This is a genomic window from Rhizobium sp. Root1212 (assembly GCF_001424985.1).
GTDB lineage: Bacteria > Pseudomonadota > Alphaproteobacteria > Rhizobiales > Rhizobiaceae > Pararhizobium.
The window spans coordinates 73,799-89,493 of record NZ_LMDA01000005.1 but is presented as its reverse complement, the minus strand read 5'-3'; the positions used below and the strand labels follow the sequence as shown (position 1 = coordinate 89,493).

The 15,695-nt window shown below is 62.7% G+C and carries 14 protein-coding genes; 7 read left to right on the top strand and 7 right to left on the bottom strand.

The features are described from left to right. Positions 1 to 834, bottom strand: a complete 834-nt coding sequence (locus ASC86_RS09295) for a Ku protein (protein ID WP_056319565.1) — start codon at positions 832 to 834, stop codon at positions 1 to 3. 165 nt (positions 835 to 999) lie between these two features. Here ASC86_RS09295 and ASC86_RS09290 point away from each other — a divergent pair, with 165 nt between their 5' ends. Continuing rightward, positions 1,000 to 1,869 carry an SDR family oxidoreductase gene (locus tag ASC86_RS09290; RefSeq protein ID WP_200943793.1) on the top strand — a complete coding sequence of 290 codons (870 nt, stop codon included), beginning with the start codon at positions 1,000 to 1,002 and terminating at the stop codon, positions 1,867 to 1,869. Positions 1,870 to 1,966: 97 nt separating this feature from the next. On the opposite strand, the gene ASC86_RS09285 is transcribed toward ASC86_RS09290, so the two are convergent. The 6 genes from ASC86_RS09285 to ASC86_RS09260 all read right to left on the bottom strand — a co-directional run bounded on the left by ASC86_RS09285 (position 1,967) and on the right by ASC86_RS09260 (position 8,614). After that, positions 1,967 to 2,749 carry a MurR/RpiR family transcriptional regulator gene (locus ASC86_RS09285; RefSeq protein WP_056319560.1) on the bottom strand — a complete coding sequence of 261 codons (783 nt, stop codon included), beginning with the start codon at positions 2,747 to 2,749 and terminating at the stop codon, positions 1,967 to 1,969. Between the two features lie 22 nt (positions 2,750 to 2,771). Further along, positions 2,772 to 3,629 carry an inositol monophosphatase family protein gene (locus ASC86_RS09280; protein ID WP_056319558.1) on the bottom strand — a complete coding sequence of 286 codons (858 nt, stop codon included), beginning with the start codon at positions 3,627 to 3,629 and terminating at the stop codon, positions 2,772 to 2,774. After that, entirely contained in the window at positions 3,626 to 4,723 is a 1,098-nt protein-coding gene (locus ASC86_RS09275) for an ABC transporter ATP-binding protein (RefSeq protein ID WP_056319556.1), read from the bottom strand. The genes ASC86_RS09280 and ASC86_RS09275 overlap by 4 nt, the downstream gene beginning before the upstream one ends. Before the next feature lie 5 nt (positions 4,724 to 4,728). Continuing rightward, entirely contained in the window at positions 4,729 to 6,411 is a 1,683-nt protein-coding gene (locus tag ASC86_RS09270) for an iron ABC transporter permease (protein ID WP_056319554.1), read from the bottom strand. A gap of 127 nt (positions 6,412 to 6,538) precedes the next feature. Beyond that, positions 6,539 to 7,558, bottom strand: a complete 1,020-nt coding sequence (locus ASC86_RS09265; RefSeq protein WP_056319552.1) for an ABC transporter substrate-binding protein — start codon at positions 7,556 to 7,558, stop codon at positions 6,539 to 6,541. Between the two features lie 153 nt (positions 7,559 to 7,711). Further along, positions 7,712 to 8,614, bottom strand: a complete 903-nt coding sequence (locus ASC86_RS09260; protein ID WP_056319638.1) for a LysR family transcriptional regulator — start codon at positions 8,612 to 8,614, stop codon at positions 7,712 to 7,714. Between the two features lie 140 nt (positions 8,615 to 8,754). On the opposite strand from ASC86_RS09260, the gene ASC86_RS09255 reads away from it, so the two are divergent. The 6 genes from ASC86_RS09255 (at position 8,755) to ASC86_RS09230 (ending at position 15,692) form a co-directional block, all read left to right on the top strand. Beyond that, complete coding sequence (locus ASC86_RS09255; RefSeq protein ID WP_056319550.1) at positions 8,755 to 10,482, top strand: amidohydrolase family protein; 1,728 nt, start codon at positions 8,755 to 8,757, stop codon at positions 10,480 to 10,482. A 155-nt stretch (positions 10,483 to 10,637) separates the two neighbouring features. Further along, positions 10,638 to 11,348: a DUF6198 family protein gene (locus ASC86_RS09250; RefSeq protein WP_056319547.1), complete on the top strand. Its 711-nt coding sequence runs from the start codon at positions 10,638 to 10,640 to the stop codon at positions 11,346 to 11,348. 291 nt (positions 11,349 to 11,639) lie between these two features. After that, positions 11,640 to 12,467 (top strand): transporter substrate-binding domain-containing protein, encoded by an 828-nt coding sequence (locus ASC86_RS09245; protein WP_056319546.1) that lies wholly within the window; start codon positions 11,640 to 11,642, stop codon positions 12,465 to 12,467. A 64-nt stretch (positions 12,468 to 12,531) separates the two neighbouring features. Then, positions 12,532 to 13,812: an FAD-binding oxidoreductase gene (locus tag ASC86_RS09240; RefSeq protein ID WP_056319637.1), complete on the top strand. Its 1,281-nt coding sequence runs from the start codon at positions 12,532 to 12,534 to the stop codon at positions 13,810 to 13,812. A 31-nt stretch (positions 13,813 to 13,843) separates the two neighbouring features. Continuing rightward, positions 13,844 to 14,815: an amino acid ABC transporter permease gene (locus ASC86_RS09235; protein WP_056319543.1), complete on the top strand. Its 972-nt coding sequence runs from the start codon at positions 13,844 to 13,846 to the stop codon at positions 14,813 to 14,815. Between the two features lie 7 nt (positions 14,816 to 14,822). Beyond that, positions 14,823 to 15,692, top strand: a complete 870-nt coding sequence (locus tag ASC86_RS09230) for a DMT family transporter (RefSeq protein WP_244477569.1) — start codon at positions 14,823 to 14,825, stop codon at positions 15,690 to 15,692. Positions 15,693 to 15,695: the final 3 nt, after the last annotated feature.

Here is a 15,695-nt window from a genome sequence, read left to right as displayed (position 1 = left end):
TCAGCCCGCCTTCCTGCGACTTGGTGCCGGCTTTTTCGCACCGCGCTTTGCGGGCTTTTCATCTTTTCCCGCACTCTGGCGTAGCGCTTCCATCAGATCGATGACCTTTCGCTCGGCCTTCGCTTTGACCGGCCGTATCTTCCGACCCTCGATCTTCGCCTTCACGACCTCGGCAAGCGCGGCATCGTAACGGTCGTCGAAAGTCTTGGGGTCGAAGCGGCCGCTCTTCGTCTTGATGATGTGCTCGGCAAGTTCCAGCATCTCGCCCTTGAGCTTGATGGCGGGAATCTCCGCAAAGGCCTTCTCGGCCGAGCGCACTTCATAATTGTAGTTGAGGGTGGCGGCGACGAACCCTTCGTCTTCAGGTCGAATGAGAAGGGTGCGCACCCGGCGGAAGAGCACGGTCTCGGCCAGCGCTGCCACCTTCTTCGTTTTCATGCCCTCGCGGATCAGGGCGAAGGCCTCCGCGCCATGCCGGTCGGACGGCGTGAGATAATAGGGCTTGTCGAGATAGAGATCGTCGATGTCGTCGCAGGCGATGAACGCTCCGATCTCCAGCGTCTTGTCGTTCTGCGGCATGGCGGCGGCGATCTCCTCCGGATCGAGCGCGATATAGTCGTTGTCGCCGACCTCGTAGCCTTTCATCTGGTCGTCGCGCTCCACGACCTTGCCCGTCTCGCTGTCGACGAACTCGCGGTGCAGGCGGTGCCCGGTCTTGCGGTTGAGCATGTGGAAAGCGATGCGCTCGCCTGTCGACGCCGCCGTGTAAAGCGCGACCGGGCAGACCAGCTCGCCCACCTTCAGGAAACCTTTCCAGTTTGCTCTTGGTGCCACGCATCTTCTCCGCTTCAAAACGGAAGCAATGCCGGCGAGCTTCAATTGTTCCGTTGGGCGGGGTGGTTTGCGGGAAGTTGCCCCGGTGCCCCTTCTTTATCCCGCGAGGGAACATCATCGGGGTTAGGCGGGTTTGGGGGCGAGCCGTTACCAATGGAGATCGAAATGCGTGAGACCGATGTGCGTTACCCCATGCCGCCGCAACCAACTCAGGAGCAATCACCGCCTGGCTTCACAAAAGCGATGGACCCCATCCCCGATCATGGTGAGGAGAGTTATACGGGCGCCGGTCGCCTGAAAGGCAAGGTGGCCCTGATCACCGGTGCGGATTCCGGTATTGGCCGGGCGGTTGCGATCGCCTTCGCCCGCGAGGGTGCCGATATCGTGATTTCCTATCTTAACGAGGACGAAGACGCGAAAGAAACGGCACGCTGGGTTGAAAAGGCGGGGCGCAAGGCAGTCCTGATGCCGGGCGACATAACGAGCGAGGATCATTGCCAATCGGTCGTCCGCCAGTGCCTGGAAGATTTCGGCCGGCTCGACATTCTGGTCAACAACGCCGCCTTCCAGCGAACCTATGCCGATATCGGCGACATCAGCGCCGAGGAATGGGATCGGACCTTTCGGACCAACATCTATGCGCCGTTTTTCCTCGCCCGCGCGGCAATCCCCCATATGAAGCGCGGCGGCGTGATCATCAACACGACCTCGATCCAGTCTCGCCAGCCTTCGGCACACCTTCTCGCCTACGCCTCAACGAAAGGGGCGATTTCGAATTTCACCGCAGGTCTTGCCGAAATGCTCGCCGACAAGGGCATCCGCGTGAATGCGGTGGCGCCGGGGCCGATCTGGACGCCGCTTATACCCTCCACCATGCCGCCGGAGAAAACGAAGACGTTCGGCAAGCAGACGCTGCTTGGCCGGGCCGGCCAGCCGGCGGAACTGGCGGGTGCCTATGTCCTGCTGGCTTCCGATCTCGGCAGCTATATGACCGGTGCCGTGATCCCGGTCACCGGCGGCGAGATCATGATCTGAGGAAGAGACCTTTCGGCACGGCGAATGGGAGGAGACGGCCCGATCATCGTTCGGTCGCGATCATGGGTGGCGGTGATTGCGGCCACACGGCAGGAAGTTAAGCGGGCTTGCTCTGGCGGGCAAGCAGGACGAACAGTACGTCGAGCATGACATACATCGGTCCACGGCCGGTTGGCACGCTCAGGGGGTGGCTGGAGGCGCGGTAGGCGTTGAGATTGATGTTCTCGTCTGCGAGCGAAGCGACGATCGAACCGCCGGGGGAGATCGAAAGGATGCGCGCGCCCGCCTTCTTGGCGATTTCCATATTCGAGATGAGATAGCTCGTGCGGCCCGAGAAGGAGAGCACGAAGAGCACGTCCTGCGCCGTCAGCCGCGGGGCGGAGATCATCTGCAGGGTCGGGTCGGCATAGGCGACGCTGGCGATGCCGAGCGAGGCAAGACGATGCTGCGCCTCGCTGGCGAGGAAGCCGGAGCCGCCATAGCCGTAGACGTCGATGCGGCGGGCGGCGGCGAGCATGTCGACGGCGCGGCGCAGGCCGTCGAGGTCGAGATCGTGCCGGGCTTCGCGAAGGGCAGCGGCAGCACGATTGAAGATGTCATCGACGAGACCGGTGAACGGGTCGTCGCCGTTTTCCGCCGGGCTCTCCGGCGGCTGGCGCACGGCCAGCTGCTGGGCGAGCTTCAGGCGGAAATCCGGAAAGCCGTCGCAATCGAGCCGACGGCAGAAGCGGATGACCGAGGGTTCGCTGACCTTGGCGATCCTTGCCGCATCCGTGATCGACCAGGTGATGGCCGTGCTCGGCGTATCGAGGATCGCTTCCGCGATCCTGCGTTCGGCGGGCGTGAAGTGCGACAGGGATTGCCGGATCAGGTCGAGCATGAAACCCTTTGTTTCGTAAAGACTACAACGTCCCGTCGGCCATCAGCTTCGACAGGCAGGACGATTGATAGTCAAAACCGGGCTGCGCCACAACGAGCCTTTTGACGGAGTCGAGCGCATCTTCACGCGGTTCCACAGGCTTGCCGTCCGCATCGCGCGCATGGACCTCGCCGCCCGCCGCCTGGACGAGCTGGATGCCGGCGGCGATGTCCCAGGCGCTGAACTTCGATTCGTAGCAGATGGCGACGCGCCCGACGGCGACATAGGCCAGATGCAGCGCGCAGGAGCCGAGGCGGCGCACGGCGCGGAACGAGTTGACGAGGTCGGCATGGGCCTCCTGCGCCTCCCGCGAGGGACGCGCGCCCTCGTAGGGGGCGTTGGTCAGCACCTCGACCTCCCGATCGGTGCGTCCGCGCAGGAACGGCGTAACCGCTTCACCGTTCAGCGTCAGGCGGCCGCCGGCTGCCATGAACAGTTCTTCGCGGACGGGATCGTAGATCACGCCGCAGACCGGTTCGCCCTTGTGGTAGGCAGCGATCGAGACGGCGAAGAAGGGCAGGCCCGAGGCGAAATTGCTAGTGCCGTCGATCGGGTCGATGATCCAGGTGGTATCGCCTTCGCCCTGCCAGCCGCCTTCTTCGCCGAGGATGCGGGAGGCGGGAATGCGCGACCAGATGACGCCGCAGGCGGCCTTTTCCGCCGCCTTGTCGGAGGCCGTCACGATGTCGAAGAAGCCGGCCTTCTGTTCCGTCGCCAGCGTTTCCGGGCTCGCATTGACGAAGCCGCGATGGGCAACCTGCCCAGCGGCGATTGCCGCCTCTCGGGCCACGTCTACGATGGTTTCGAGGAGGTTGTCGGTGATGGGCTTGGTGAGTGTCATGCGGCTTTTCCCAATGTGGCAGTTTCCGTTTCCGGCAGGACCCAGACGGGCCGGCTGTCGATGGAGAGTTTCAAGGTCTGACCGACCTCGGCGACACCGGACTTGTAGTAATCCGTGTCGAGGAAGACGCATTCCTGGCCTTCGAGGTCGGTGAGGTATTCGACATAGGCGCCCTGGAAGACGACGCGGCGCACCTTCGCCTCCATCGTGCCATCGGCATCGACGCGGATATGCTCCGGGCGTACGACGCAACGCACGGCTTGACCCAGCTTGAAATCGCGGCCATTCCGCGCCAGCGCGAAGGCGACCGTCGAGGCGATACGCACGCTGACCGTGGTGTCGTCGACCGCTTCGACCTTGCCGTTCAGGATGTTGGCCTTTCCCATGAACTCGGCGACGAAGCCGGTGCCGGGGCGCGAATAGACGTTGAGCGGGCTGTCGTCCTGCTCGATAACGCCGTTGCGCATCACGACCACGCGATCGGAAATCGCCATGGCCTCGCTCTGGTCGTGGGTGACGTAGAGGCTGGTGATGCCGAGGCGCAGCTGGATGGCGCGCAGTTCGTCGCGCATGCGTTCGCGCAGCTGGGCATCGAGGTTGGACAGCGGTTCGTCGAACAGCAGCACCTTCGGCTGGGTGACGACGGCGCGGGCGAGCGCCACGCGCTGCTGCTGGCCGCCCGAAAGACGCGACGGCGAGCGATCGGCATATTGGGCGAGCGCCATGGTCTCGAGGATGGTGTTGACGCGGTCCTTCATCTCGGCCTTCGGCAGGCTGAGCAGGCGCACGCCGTATTCGACGTTTTCACGCACCGTCATGTGCGGGAAGAGGGCGTAGCTCTGGAACACCATGCCGACATTGCGGGCATTGACGGGAACATTGGTGACGTCGCGGCCGCCGATGGTGATGGTACCGTCCGAGGGCGTCTCGAAGCCGGCGAGCATGCGCAGCGTCGTCGTCTTGCCGCAGCCGGAGGGGCCGAGCAGGGTGACGAGCGTGCCTTCCTCGATGGTGAGGTTCAGACGGTCGACGGCGGTTGCGCCGGCCACGCCGGGGAAGCGCTTGGTTATATTGGAGAAGATGACTTTCGACATGGGGCTTACCTCTTCGATGCCGAATTGAGAACGAGCTGCATGACCGCCAGGATGGCGAGCACGACGAAGACGAGGATGCTGCAATAGGCCGCCGCGACGCCGAGCTTCAGCGTTTCCACCTGCGAGAGGATGGTGACGGTGATCAGCGTCCAGTTGGCCGAGACCAGGAAGATCACCGCCGACAGCGTCGTCAGCGAGCGGGTGAGCGCATAGGAGAGCGAGGTGAACAGCGCGGGCTTCAGGAGCGGCAGCGTGACCTGGAAGAAGGTCCGCGTGTTCGAGGCGCCGAGGATGGTGGAAGCCTCCTCGATCGACTTGTCGATCTGGCGCAGCTGGTTGGAGCCCGCCTCGATGCCGACCTGCAGGTTCTTCACCACCATGGCAGCGACGACGATGAAGGCGGTGCCGGTGAGCAGCAGGGGGGCCGCATTGAACGTGCTGACATAGCCGATACCGAGGATGGTGCCGGGGGCGGCGAAGGAGAGCAGTGTCGCCCATCGCAAGAGGAAGCTGCCCGGAAACGCCTTACGGATCAGAAGGTAGGCGATCAACATGCCGGCGATGGCGGTGATCGGAGTGGCGATGCCGGCGAGCAGCAGCGAGTTGGTGAGCGTCTGGAAGCCGGCCGTGAAGACGGTGGCGTAGTGATCGAGCGTCAGCGTGTTATTGACGCCGGGCAGCTTGGTGAAGGAGACGTAGACCACCGTCAGGTAGAACAGCAGGATGGCGGCGACGATGGCGTAGCAGCCGAGCGTCAGCGGCACGACGACCCCGCCGGAAATGCGGATCGTCTGGGTAGACGGCTTGCCGGTGACGGTGACGTAGCTGCGCTTGCTCACCCAGTAGCGATGGATGAGGAAGGCGGTCATGGACGGCACCAGCATGAGGCTTGCGAGCAGCGCGCCGGCCTGCAGGTTGAAATAGCCGACCATCTGCGAATAGGCCTCGACGGCGAGCGTGTTGTAATTGCCGCCGATCAGCATCGGATTGCCGAAGTCCTCGACCGACTTGACGAAGACGAGCAGCGTCGAGGACAGGATCGCCGGTGTCACCAGCGGTAGCGTCACCCGCGAAAAGGTCGTCCAGCGCGAGGCGCCGAGCGAGGCGGAAGCATCTTCCAGCGCCGTATCGATCGACTGCAGCATTCCGCGGATGTTGAGATAGGCGATGGGCGTGAAGGCCAGCGACTGAATCAAAACAAGGCTATGGAAGCCGTAGACATTGGCGTTGCGGATGCCGAGCAACTCGCGGGTGATGAGGCCCGAGCGGCCGAACAGGATGACCACCGCCAGCGCCATGACGAAGGGCGGTGAGATGATCGGCAGCAGCGCCACGCCGTGCACGAAGGTTTTTCCGGGCATGGTGGTGCGCGTCGCGCAGAAAGCGAGCAGGAAGCCGGCGGCCGTGGCGATCACAGCCGAGGTCGCGCCGAGCAACAGCGTGTTGAGGAACGAGGTCCAGACGAAGGACTGGGACAGCGTGTCGATCAGCACGCCGAGATCGAAACCGTGATCGGTGACGACGGCCTGCTTCATCACGACGAAGATCGGCAGGGCGGCGAAGACTAATACCGAGAGTGTGACGAGGGCGAAGATGCCGAACAGCCACGGATCGACGACGATCTTGCGCAGAAAGGCCGGCGACGTCCCGCTCCTTGCGGGCGGGGTCGCTTGCGAAACGAGGGTCATGGGGGCTCCTTGGGCAATTCCAGGAACGGCCTGCCGCTCGGAATCGCGTAAGACAAAAGAGTGGAGCATTCCCGCGCCGGAGAATAGGCGGGAATGCTCCTGCCTGCTGTTATAGGGCCTGCCGCCGTTACTTGGCGTCGGCCTTATGGCGCACGTCGTTTTCGTAGCGCTCCAGCAGGCGTGCCCGGTTCTGGCCCGCCCAGGTGAAATCGTAATCGATCATCTTCACGCTGGAGAGGTCGATCTTGGCGTTGGGGTTCTTGTAGCCCGGCACGATTGGGCCGCGGAAGGTTGCGCCCATGGCAGCCTGGCCCTTGTCGGTCAGCACCCAGTCGAGGAAGGCGCTCGCACCCTTGGCCTGCTCTTCCGGTGCATTGGCGACTGCGGCTGCGGCATTGACTTCAAAGCCGGTGCCTTCTTCCGGGAAGGAATAGCCGATCGGATAACCCTGTGCGAGGGCGGCTTCGATGTCCTGCGTATAGGCCATGGCAAGCGCGATCTCGTTGTTGGCGACCATTCGCGACGGAGCGACACCCGAGCGGGTGTACTGCACGACGTTCTTGTCGACTTCCTTCATCAGTTCAAAGGCCGGCTCTTCGCCCAGAAGCTGGACGATCGAGGCGAGCGCCACATAGGCGGTGCCTGAAGATGCCGGATGGGCGAGTGCGACACTGTCCTTGAAGACCGGATCGGCGAAGGACTTCCAGCTGGTCGGCGGCTTGGCGCCGATCTCATCGAGGACCTGCTGGCTGTAGGCGAAGACGATGGGCGACAGCGAGATCGGCGTCCAGCGGCCTTCCTTGTCGGTGTAGCGCTGGTCGACCTTGTCGATGTTAGCCGCCTTGTGCGCGGCGAGCAGGCCTTCGCTGGCGGCCTGGATGAAGTTGTCGGCCGCACCTGCGAGCCACAGGCCAGCCTGCGGATTGGCTTTTTCAGCGCGGATACGGGCCAGGATTTCGCCGGCCCCGATGCGCACGAACTGCGCCTCGATACCGGTATCGTCCTTGAAGGCCTTCAGGACGGCGCCGCAATCGTCTTCCGACATCGGGCAATAAACAGTCATCCCCGCGGCTTCGGCGACACCGGCCGAGAAGACATGCGAGCACAGGACTGCGAGCGCTGAAGCCAGCGCGAAACGGCGTTTCATATCGATTTCCTCCAGGTAAACGTCACGGCCCCTATGAAAGCCAGAGCCTTCAAGTCTCTCTCGCCGTGCGTGATTTCGGATATAGTGAAGAAAGCTACATTCGTCAATTGAAATGTAGGAGATTTACAAAATCTCCTGAAGAGCCAATTCACCTCATTCCACCGCCGCCCGCAACGCACGCATGATCTCATCGGCGAACATCGAGGCGGCCAGCGCACGGCCGCGCTTTTCGCGCTGGACGAGCGAGAGCACGTTCTTTCCGAAGGTGCGGTCGCGGATCTGCACATAGGTCAGGAGGCCGTTGCGCTGCTCCTCGGCAATGTCGAACTTGCTGAGAAAAGCGATGCCGTCGCCGCTGGCGGCAAGGCACTTCATCGCCTCGATGGAGTTGGTGAGGAAGGCGGGCTCCACGCTAAGCCCCGCTTCCATGAAGGCTTCGGCGACGATGCCGTGGATCAGCATCGACTTGTCGGCAAAGATCAGCGGATAGGGCTCGCAGAAGGAAAGCGGCAGGGTCTCCATGGTGGCCAGCGGATGCTCGGGCGAGACGACGGCGCCCAGCCGCGTGTCGATCTTCCAGAGCGTTTCGAGTTGGGGCATGGCGGGCAGGTTGAAGGCAAGGCCGAGATCTGCCTCGCCGTCGATGACAGCCTGCACGATATCGCGCACGAACATCACCCGGATGGAAATTTTCAGGCGCGGGTGGCGGGCGCAAAAACTGGCCGCTGCCTTCGGCACGATGCCGCCGGCAAGGCCGTTCATCGTGGCGATGATGACTTCGCCGCTCTGTAGGGTCTTGATATCGCGGATTTCCGCCTCGACCTGGCTGTATTCCTTGATCGTCCGGCGCACATGGGCAAGCAGGATTTCGCCGGCGGGCGTCAGGCGCAGGCCGCGCGGCAGCCGCTCGAACAGCGGCTCGCCGATCGCCTCTTCCAGCTGTAGCACATGCTTGTTGATCGCCGATGGCGCGACGTTCAGGCGCTCGCCGGCCGCCCGGATCGAGCCCAGCCGCGCCACCTCGTCGATATAGCGCAGCACGCGGGAATGCAGCATCTCCGTCTCCTCCATCCGTTCTCGAAAAGCGCACGCTCTGCGCAGAAAATACTGCTTTTCGGAAACGGTTCAATCGCGTTCTATGGTTTTCAAGAGGCGCGGGGGCAGGAGCCGCCGCGGAGACTGACTGGAGGACTACAGTGAATACAGTGGAAGCCGCTCACTACGACAAGGTGCGCGCCATTTTTGCCATCCTGAACGGGGAAGGGGAAGCGGACCTGCTTCTCAAGAACCTCAACATCCTCGATGTGCACGGTGAGACCGTCTATCAGGGCTCGATCCTTGTCCACGACAAGCGCATCGTCGCGCTCAACCCGGACGAGGCCGTGCTGAAGGTGAAGGACGTTTTCGACGGCAAGGGGCTTTATGCCATTCCGGGCCTGATCGATGCCCATATCCATTTCGAATCCCAGCTTGCCCATCCGACGGCGCTGGCCGAGGCGATGGTGCCCTGCGGCACCACGACCATCTATTCCGAATGCCTCGACCTGTTGAGTGCTGCCGGCGAAGAGGGCGTGCAGGCGGCGGAAAACCTGTTCCGCGACTACGACAAGCTGCCCTACCGGCTCTACGCCTTCGCGCCGGGCAAGAAGACGGCGGCCTCCGTTACGGAAGCCGTCTTGAAGATGGAGCCGGTGATCGGTCTCGGCGAGTTCGAGCACTTCACCTATTCCTCCGGCAATGACGACGACTTCCGCAAAGCCGCCTGGGTGCGCGCCCGCGGCGGGTTCATGAATGGTCACTGGGGCGTCACCGCGCTCTCCGACATGGTCCTCAACTACCTGCCGGCCATCGGCTGCTCCAACAATCACGATGTCTGGAACGAGAAGGACATCGAAAAGAGCATCCGTTACGGCTTCCCGACCCATATCAAGTTCGGCGTCGGCAGCGCGGAAGTGATCAAGGTGCTGTTGCGGTCGATTGTCGACCGCAAATGGCCGACCGACAACTTCATGCTCTGCACCGACAACATCTCGGTCGAGCGCCTGTTGACCATGGGACATATGGACTGGATCATCTCGCTCTGCGCCGAGATGGGCATCAACCCGATCCATGCGATCAAGATGGCGACCCTGAACACGGCGCGCTCCTTCCACATGGAAGACAAGATCGGCTCGCTGACGCCGGGCCGTTTCGCCGATATCGTGCTGACCGACAGCCTGTCGAAGATCAACCCGCTTTACGTCTTCAAGGACGGCGAGCTGGTGGCGGAGAACCGCAAGCTCTTGAAAAATGCCGAGATCGATTATTCCGGCATGTGCAAGAAGGGTGTGCCCGGCCTCGGCGATCTCACGCCGGAGCAGTTGGACATCGTGCCGCTCGAAATCTCCGAGGACGGCAGCCAGGCCAAGGTCTATTTCTTCGACGTCTATGGCCGCGGCCACGCCAAGTTCTATCAGGAAGTCTGGGCGCCGTTGAAGGATGGCAAGGTGGTGCCGGAAGTCGATGGCGTCAAATACAGCCGCCTGTCGGTCATCCAGCGCTATGCCGATGGCAAACGCCATATCGTCAACGGCCTGTTCAAGGGCGTTTCGATCGATCGCGGCGCGGTCGCGACCTTCTGGCCGGCGCCGAAGCCCTACTTCGTCGTCGTGGGCGAGGAGAGTGCGGAGATGTGCCACTGCGTCAGGCAGGTCGATACCCATGCGGGCGCCTGCATCGTCACGGACGGCAAGGTCGAAAAGGCGGTCATGCCGCTCGAAATCTACGGCGTCATGGCGAACATGAGCGTTTCCGAACTGACGGCTGCCGCCAGCGCCATCGATACGGCCCTTGAGGAGATGGGCAACCGCAACGAAGGCGAGCCCGTGGTCAACAAACTGCTCAGCCTCTTCATTTCTCTGCATCGCTTCCGGCTGATGCACTGACATCGGATTGCCGGCAGGCCTTTAAGCCTGCCGGCATCACAAATCTTGCGGATTGACCGGGAGAAGGAGTTCCGCGACATCCGCGTAAAAACGTTTTTAAGCGCGGCAGGCCGGGAGTGACGGGAGGCTCCGCGCAACACCCTTGGGAGGAAACCATGGCACACAATGCGGCGGAAGCCGAAATCGTCGATACCGGCAGCCTGACCCGGCGCTGGATCATGTATATTCTCGGGATCTATATCCTGACCTTCGGCGTCAGCCTGGCGATCCGCGCCGGCGTCGGCATTTCGCCGCAGAGCAGCCTGACGCGCACCATGACGCTCGTCTATCCGCCGCTCAGCCAGGGCACCTACAACTTCATGCTCGAGCTGATCATGCTCGGCTTGACCTATCTGGTGCTGCCCAAGGATTTCACGCTGAAGAATTTCGCCTCGCTGATCCCGGCCTTCGTGCTGGCGGTCTGCCTGGACTTGAACCTGAAGCTCACCGAGTTCATCCAGCTCGACGTCTATTATTACAAGGTCGCGCTGCTGGCGATCGGCGATGCGGCGCTCGCCTTCGGCCTGTTCCTGATGATCCGCGCCAATCTGGTGCTGATGCCGATCGATATGTTCGTCAACACCATCTTCAAGCGCACCGGCTGGAAGTGGGGCAACATCAAGACCGCTTTCGACTGCACGCTTCTGGTGACGGCGGCGCTGATCGGCCTCGGCTTCCTGGGCGAGATCAAGTTCATCCGCGAAGGCACGATCCTCAACGCCATCCTGGTCGGCCAGTACATCAGGCTCTATTTCTTCCTCTACAAGAAGATGAGCGCGAAGAATGGCCCGTCCAAATCCGGCACGGTCGAGCAGGCGGCAGAGTAATTACAAGCCCGAAGGCTTGAGGGCAGGGCGCTCCGAAGGGGCGCCCTGTCGCGTTTCTGCCTGACGGGGCAGGCGAACGCGCCGCGATATCCAATGATGTACGACAACGTGCGGCTGGGAACAGGTGCGCGTTTTTAGGCATGAATAGCGGATTCATAACGGATTTCTATAGGTTCATCTCATCGTTTCATGATTTGACCCCATTGCCACCCTTGACTTGATGAGCCTTCCCCTGACACATTTCGTTGTCAGACATCTTACATAAAACTGATGGATCATTGGGAGGATCATATGAAAAAGCTTTTCGTGCGACTGGCCGTAGGTGCGGCCTTCGTCGCCGCTGCCGTCTCTGCCCATGCCGGCGAGACGCTCAACCGCGTCATGGAAAAGAAGGCGATGGTCGTCGCCACCAACAGCGGCTGGCCGCCCCAGAGCTATCTCGACGACAGCAACGAGATGGTCGGCTTCGACATCGACGTGTCGCGCGAGATCGCCAAGCGCCTCGGCGTCGAGGTGAGCTTCGAGACACCGGATTGGGCGACGCTGACCGGCGGCCGCTGGCAGGGCCGTTATGACCTCGGCGTCGGTTCCGTCACGCCGACCAAGGCCCGCGCCCAGGTGATCGACTTCGTCGGCATCTACTACTACAGCCCTTACGTCTACGTCGTGCACAAGGACAGTGACGCCAAGTCGGTGACCGACCTCAACGGCAAGGTCATCGGCGTCGAGACGGCGACGACCTCGGAAGACTTCATCAATCGCAAGCTTGAAATCGATGCGCCGGGCCTGCCGCCGATCGAATACAAGCTGGAGCCGGGCGAAGTTCGCACGTTTGCTGACTCCATGCTGCCCTTCGACGACCTGCGCCTCGGCGCCGGCGTTCGTCTCGATGCCGTCATCGCGCCGGAACAGACCGCGATGAACGCCATCAAGAACGGCTACCCGGTCAAGGTTCTCGATGGCGAATATGCCTTCCGCGAGCCGCTCGTCGTCATCGCCGAGAAGGTTGATCCGGAATGGACCGCCAAGGTTGGCGGCATCATCGAGGAGATGAAGAAGGACGGCACGCTGGGTACGCTGACCACCAAGTGGTATGGCAAGGACTACAGCGCAGACTGATCGACGACCGGCGCGGGCGGCACTTTCGCCCGCGCCACTATTTTATTCGAGGGGGAGCATGCCGATGACCTATCCGGACACCTATTACAAACGAACCATGGCGGACCAGACGGCGCGCCCGGCCCTTTCGGGCACGGTGGAATGCGACGCAGTCATCGTCGGCGGCGGCCTCGCCGGCCTCTCGGCCGCGCTGCAGCTTGCCCGCGCCGGCAAGCGCGTCACGGTGCTGGAAGCTGAAAGCGTCGGCTTCGGCGCTTCCGGCCGCAATGGCGGCTTCGTCAGCCCCGGCTACGCGACGGGTGGGGAGGATATTGCCCGTATCGCCGGCAAGGACAATGCGCGCAAGCTGCACCATCTCTCTATCGAAGGTATGGAGTTCATCCGCGAAAACATCAGGACGCTTGGCATCGACGATGCCGCCCCCGAGCCCGGCATCATGAGCGTGTTGCGCTATGACGATGGCGAAAGCCTCAAGGCCTATGCGGAAGCGACCCGCAAGGAATATGGCTACGAACTCGAATATATGGACCGCGACGCCGTGCGCGCCGTGCTGAAGTCCGAGCGCTATTTCCAGGCGCTGCGCAATCCGAACGCCTTCCACATGCACCCGCTCAATTACCTGCGCGCCATCGCGCGGGAAATCGAACGCCTCGGCGGGCGCATCTGTGAGCAGTCGCCGGCACTCTCGGTTGATTTTTCCGGCGCGGAAAAGCGCGTGAAGACGGCCGGCGGCGAAGTGAAGGCCAAGGATGTCGTCTTCACGACGGGCGGCTATACCGGATCGCTGAACGGCAAGCTGAAGCGCTCCTACCTGCCCATCGCCACCTATGTCATGGTCAGCGAGGATGCGCCGGAACTGATCGCCACGGCGATCGCCACGCGGAGCGCCATCGGCGACAACCGCCGGGCCGGCGACTATTACCGCCTCGTCGATGGTGGCCGCCGCATCCTCTGGGGCGGGCGCATCACTACCCATGCCGCCTCGACGGCCGGCCTCGTCAAGGAATTGCGCGCCGAAATGGTCGGTACCTATCCGCAGCTGGCCGGCCTCAAGACCGAACTCGCCTGGTCCGGGCTCATGTCCTATGCCCGTCACCTGATGCCCCAGATCGGGCGTATGGCGCCCGGTGTATGGTATTGCACGGCCTTCGGCGGCCATGGCCTCAACACGACGGCCATCGGCGGCAAGGTCATCGCCGAAGGCATTCTCGGCGAGACCGAGCGCTACAGGCTTTTCGAGCCCTTCGGCCTCGTCTGGGCCGGCGGTATTGCCGGGCTTGCGGTGGCTCAGCTCACCTATTGGAAACTCCAGGCGCAGGACTGGTGGCGCGAACGCGCGGCCTGAGCGGCATCAAGAAAGAAAAAAGGGGCGGAACATGATTGGCCGATTGATACTCACCTATCCCGAAGCATCGCGCAGGGCTGGCGGCCTGCTGATCCTCGCCGTCGTCGCGGCGGTGCTTTATGCCATCGGCATCAGTTCCGCCTGGATCGGTCATGTCCTGCCGCCCTCGACCGACTGGCTGAAGGACAATCCGGTCGTCAGCCGCATCGTCTCGTCGGTGTTGATCGCGCTCATCGTCGCCGCTAACTGGAAGGCGCTGCGCCAGCTGCCGCGCCGCTACCAGGTGATCGGCGTCTGGATCGAGCTGTTCGTGCTCCTGATGCTGTTCTTCTATTCCTTCGATCTGTCCTTTACCTTCATCGCCAAGAAGATCGGCTTCCTCATCACCCAGGGCGTGACGACGACGCTCTATATTTCCGCGATCTCGATCATCATCGCCACGATCATTGCATTGGCCGGGGCCATCGCGAAACTTTCCAGCAACGGCGTCGTCTACGGCCTTGCGACTTTCTACACGTCGCTCTTCCGTGGCTTGCCGCTGCTCATGCAAATCTACATCATCTATCTCGGCCTGCCGCAGGTGGGCTATGTCATCAGCGCCGTGCCGGCCGGCATTCTGGCGCTGTCGCTCTGCTACGGGGCCTACATGACGGAAATTTTCCGCGCCGGCATCCAGAGCATCGACCGTGGGCAGACGGAGGGCGCGACCGCGCTCGGCCTCAGCCCGGCGCAGACGATGATGCTCGTCATCCTCCCGCAGGCGATGCGCGTCATCATTCCGCCGACCGGCAACCAGTTCATCGCCATGCTGAAGGACTCGTCGCTGGTCTCCGTCGTCGGCGTCTGGGAAATCATGTATCTTGCCCGCACCCAGGGCCAGACCGAGTTCCGTCATATCGAGATGCTGATCACCGCCTCGATGATCTACTGGGTCCTTTCGATCTGCCTGGAATATGCCCAGGCCCGCATCGAGCAAAGGTTCGGCCGCTTCAATGTCCGTTGAGGCGACCGTGGCAGAGAACGACAGTGTGCCGGTCGTGCCGTCGAACGGCCGGGGCGCGCTGCTCGTGCTCGTCGCCTTCTTCGTATTCTCCGCAACCGATGCCATCGTGAAGATCATGGCCGGCACGATCCCGCCGCCGCAGGTGACCTTGCTTGTCACGGCAGCGGCGTTGATCCTGCTTCTGATCCATGCGCTCGCCACCGGCCGGGTCCGCCGCCTCGTGCCGCGCCAGCCGTCGCTTGCCTTCTGGCGGGCGTTGCTCCTGGCGCTCGATACGCTGCTGATCCATTATGCCTTTGCGAAGCTGCCGCTGGCGGAAGCCTATCTCATCGCCTTCCTGACGCCGATCCTCGTCGCGATGCTGGGCTTCGTCTTTCTCGGGGAGCGGCTGTCGCGCATCGGCTGGGCCGGCGTGCTGATCGGTTTCGCCGGCGTCGTCGTGGCGTTGAAGCCGGGCGTGGCACCGCTCAATCTCGGTCATCTCGCCGCCTTCGGCTCTGCCGTGTTTTTCGCCCTCTCGCTGATCCTCTTGCGTCGTGCGAAGGTGGCGGAGACGGACGAGGCGCTGGTGGCAAGCCTGCTCGTCGTCATGACGCCGGTTGCCTTCGCGGTAGCGGCGGTCTCTGGCGAGCTGGTATCGCTCGGCACGCCCGACCTCGGCTTCGCGGTGGCGGGCGGCGCGTTGCTGCTCTGCGGCCATGCGCTGCTGGTACGGGCCTTCCGGGTCGGCGAGGCCTCGGTGGTCGCGCCGTTCCAGTACAGCCAGATCATCTGGGGTTGCCTCTACGGCGTCTTCCTGTTCGCGACGCCCGTGGAGGTGCATACGCTGGTGGGCGCTGCGATCATCATCCTGTCGGGCTGGCTCGTCCTGAAGTGATTT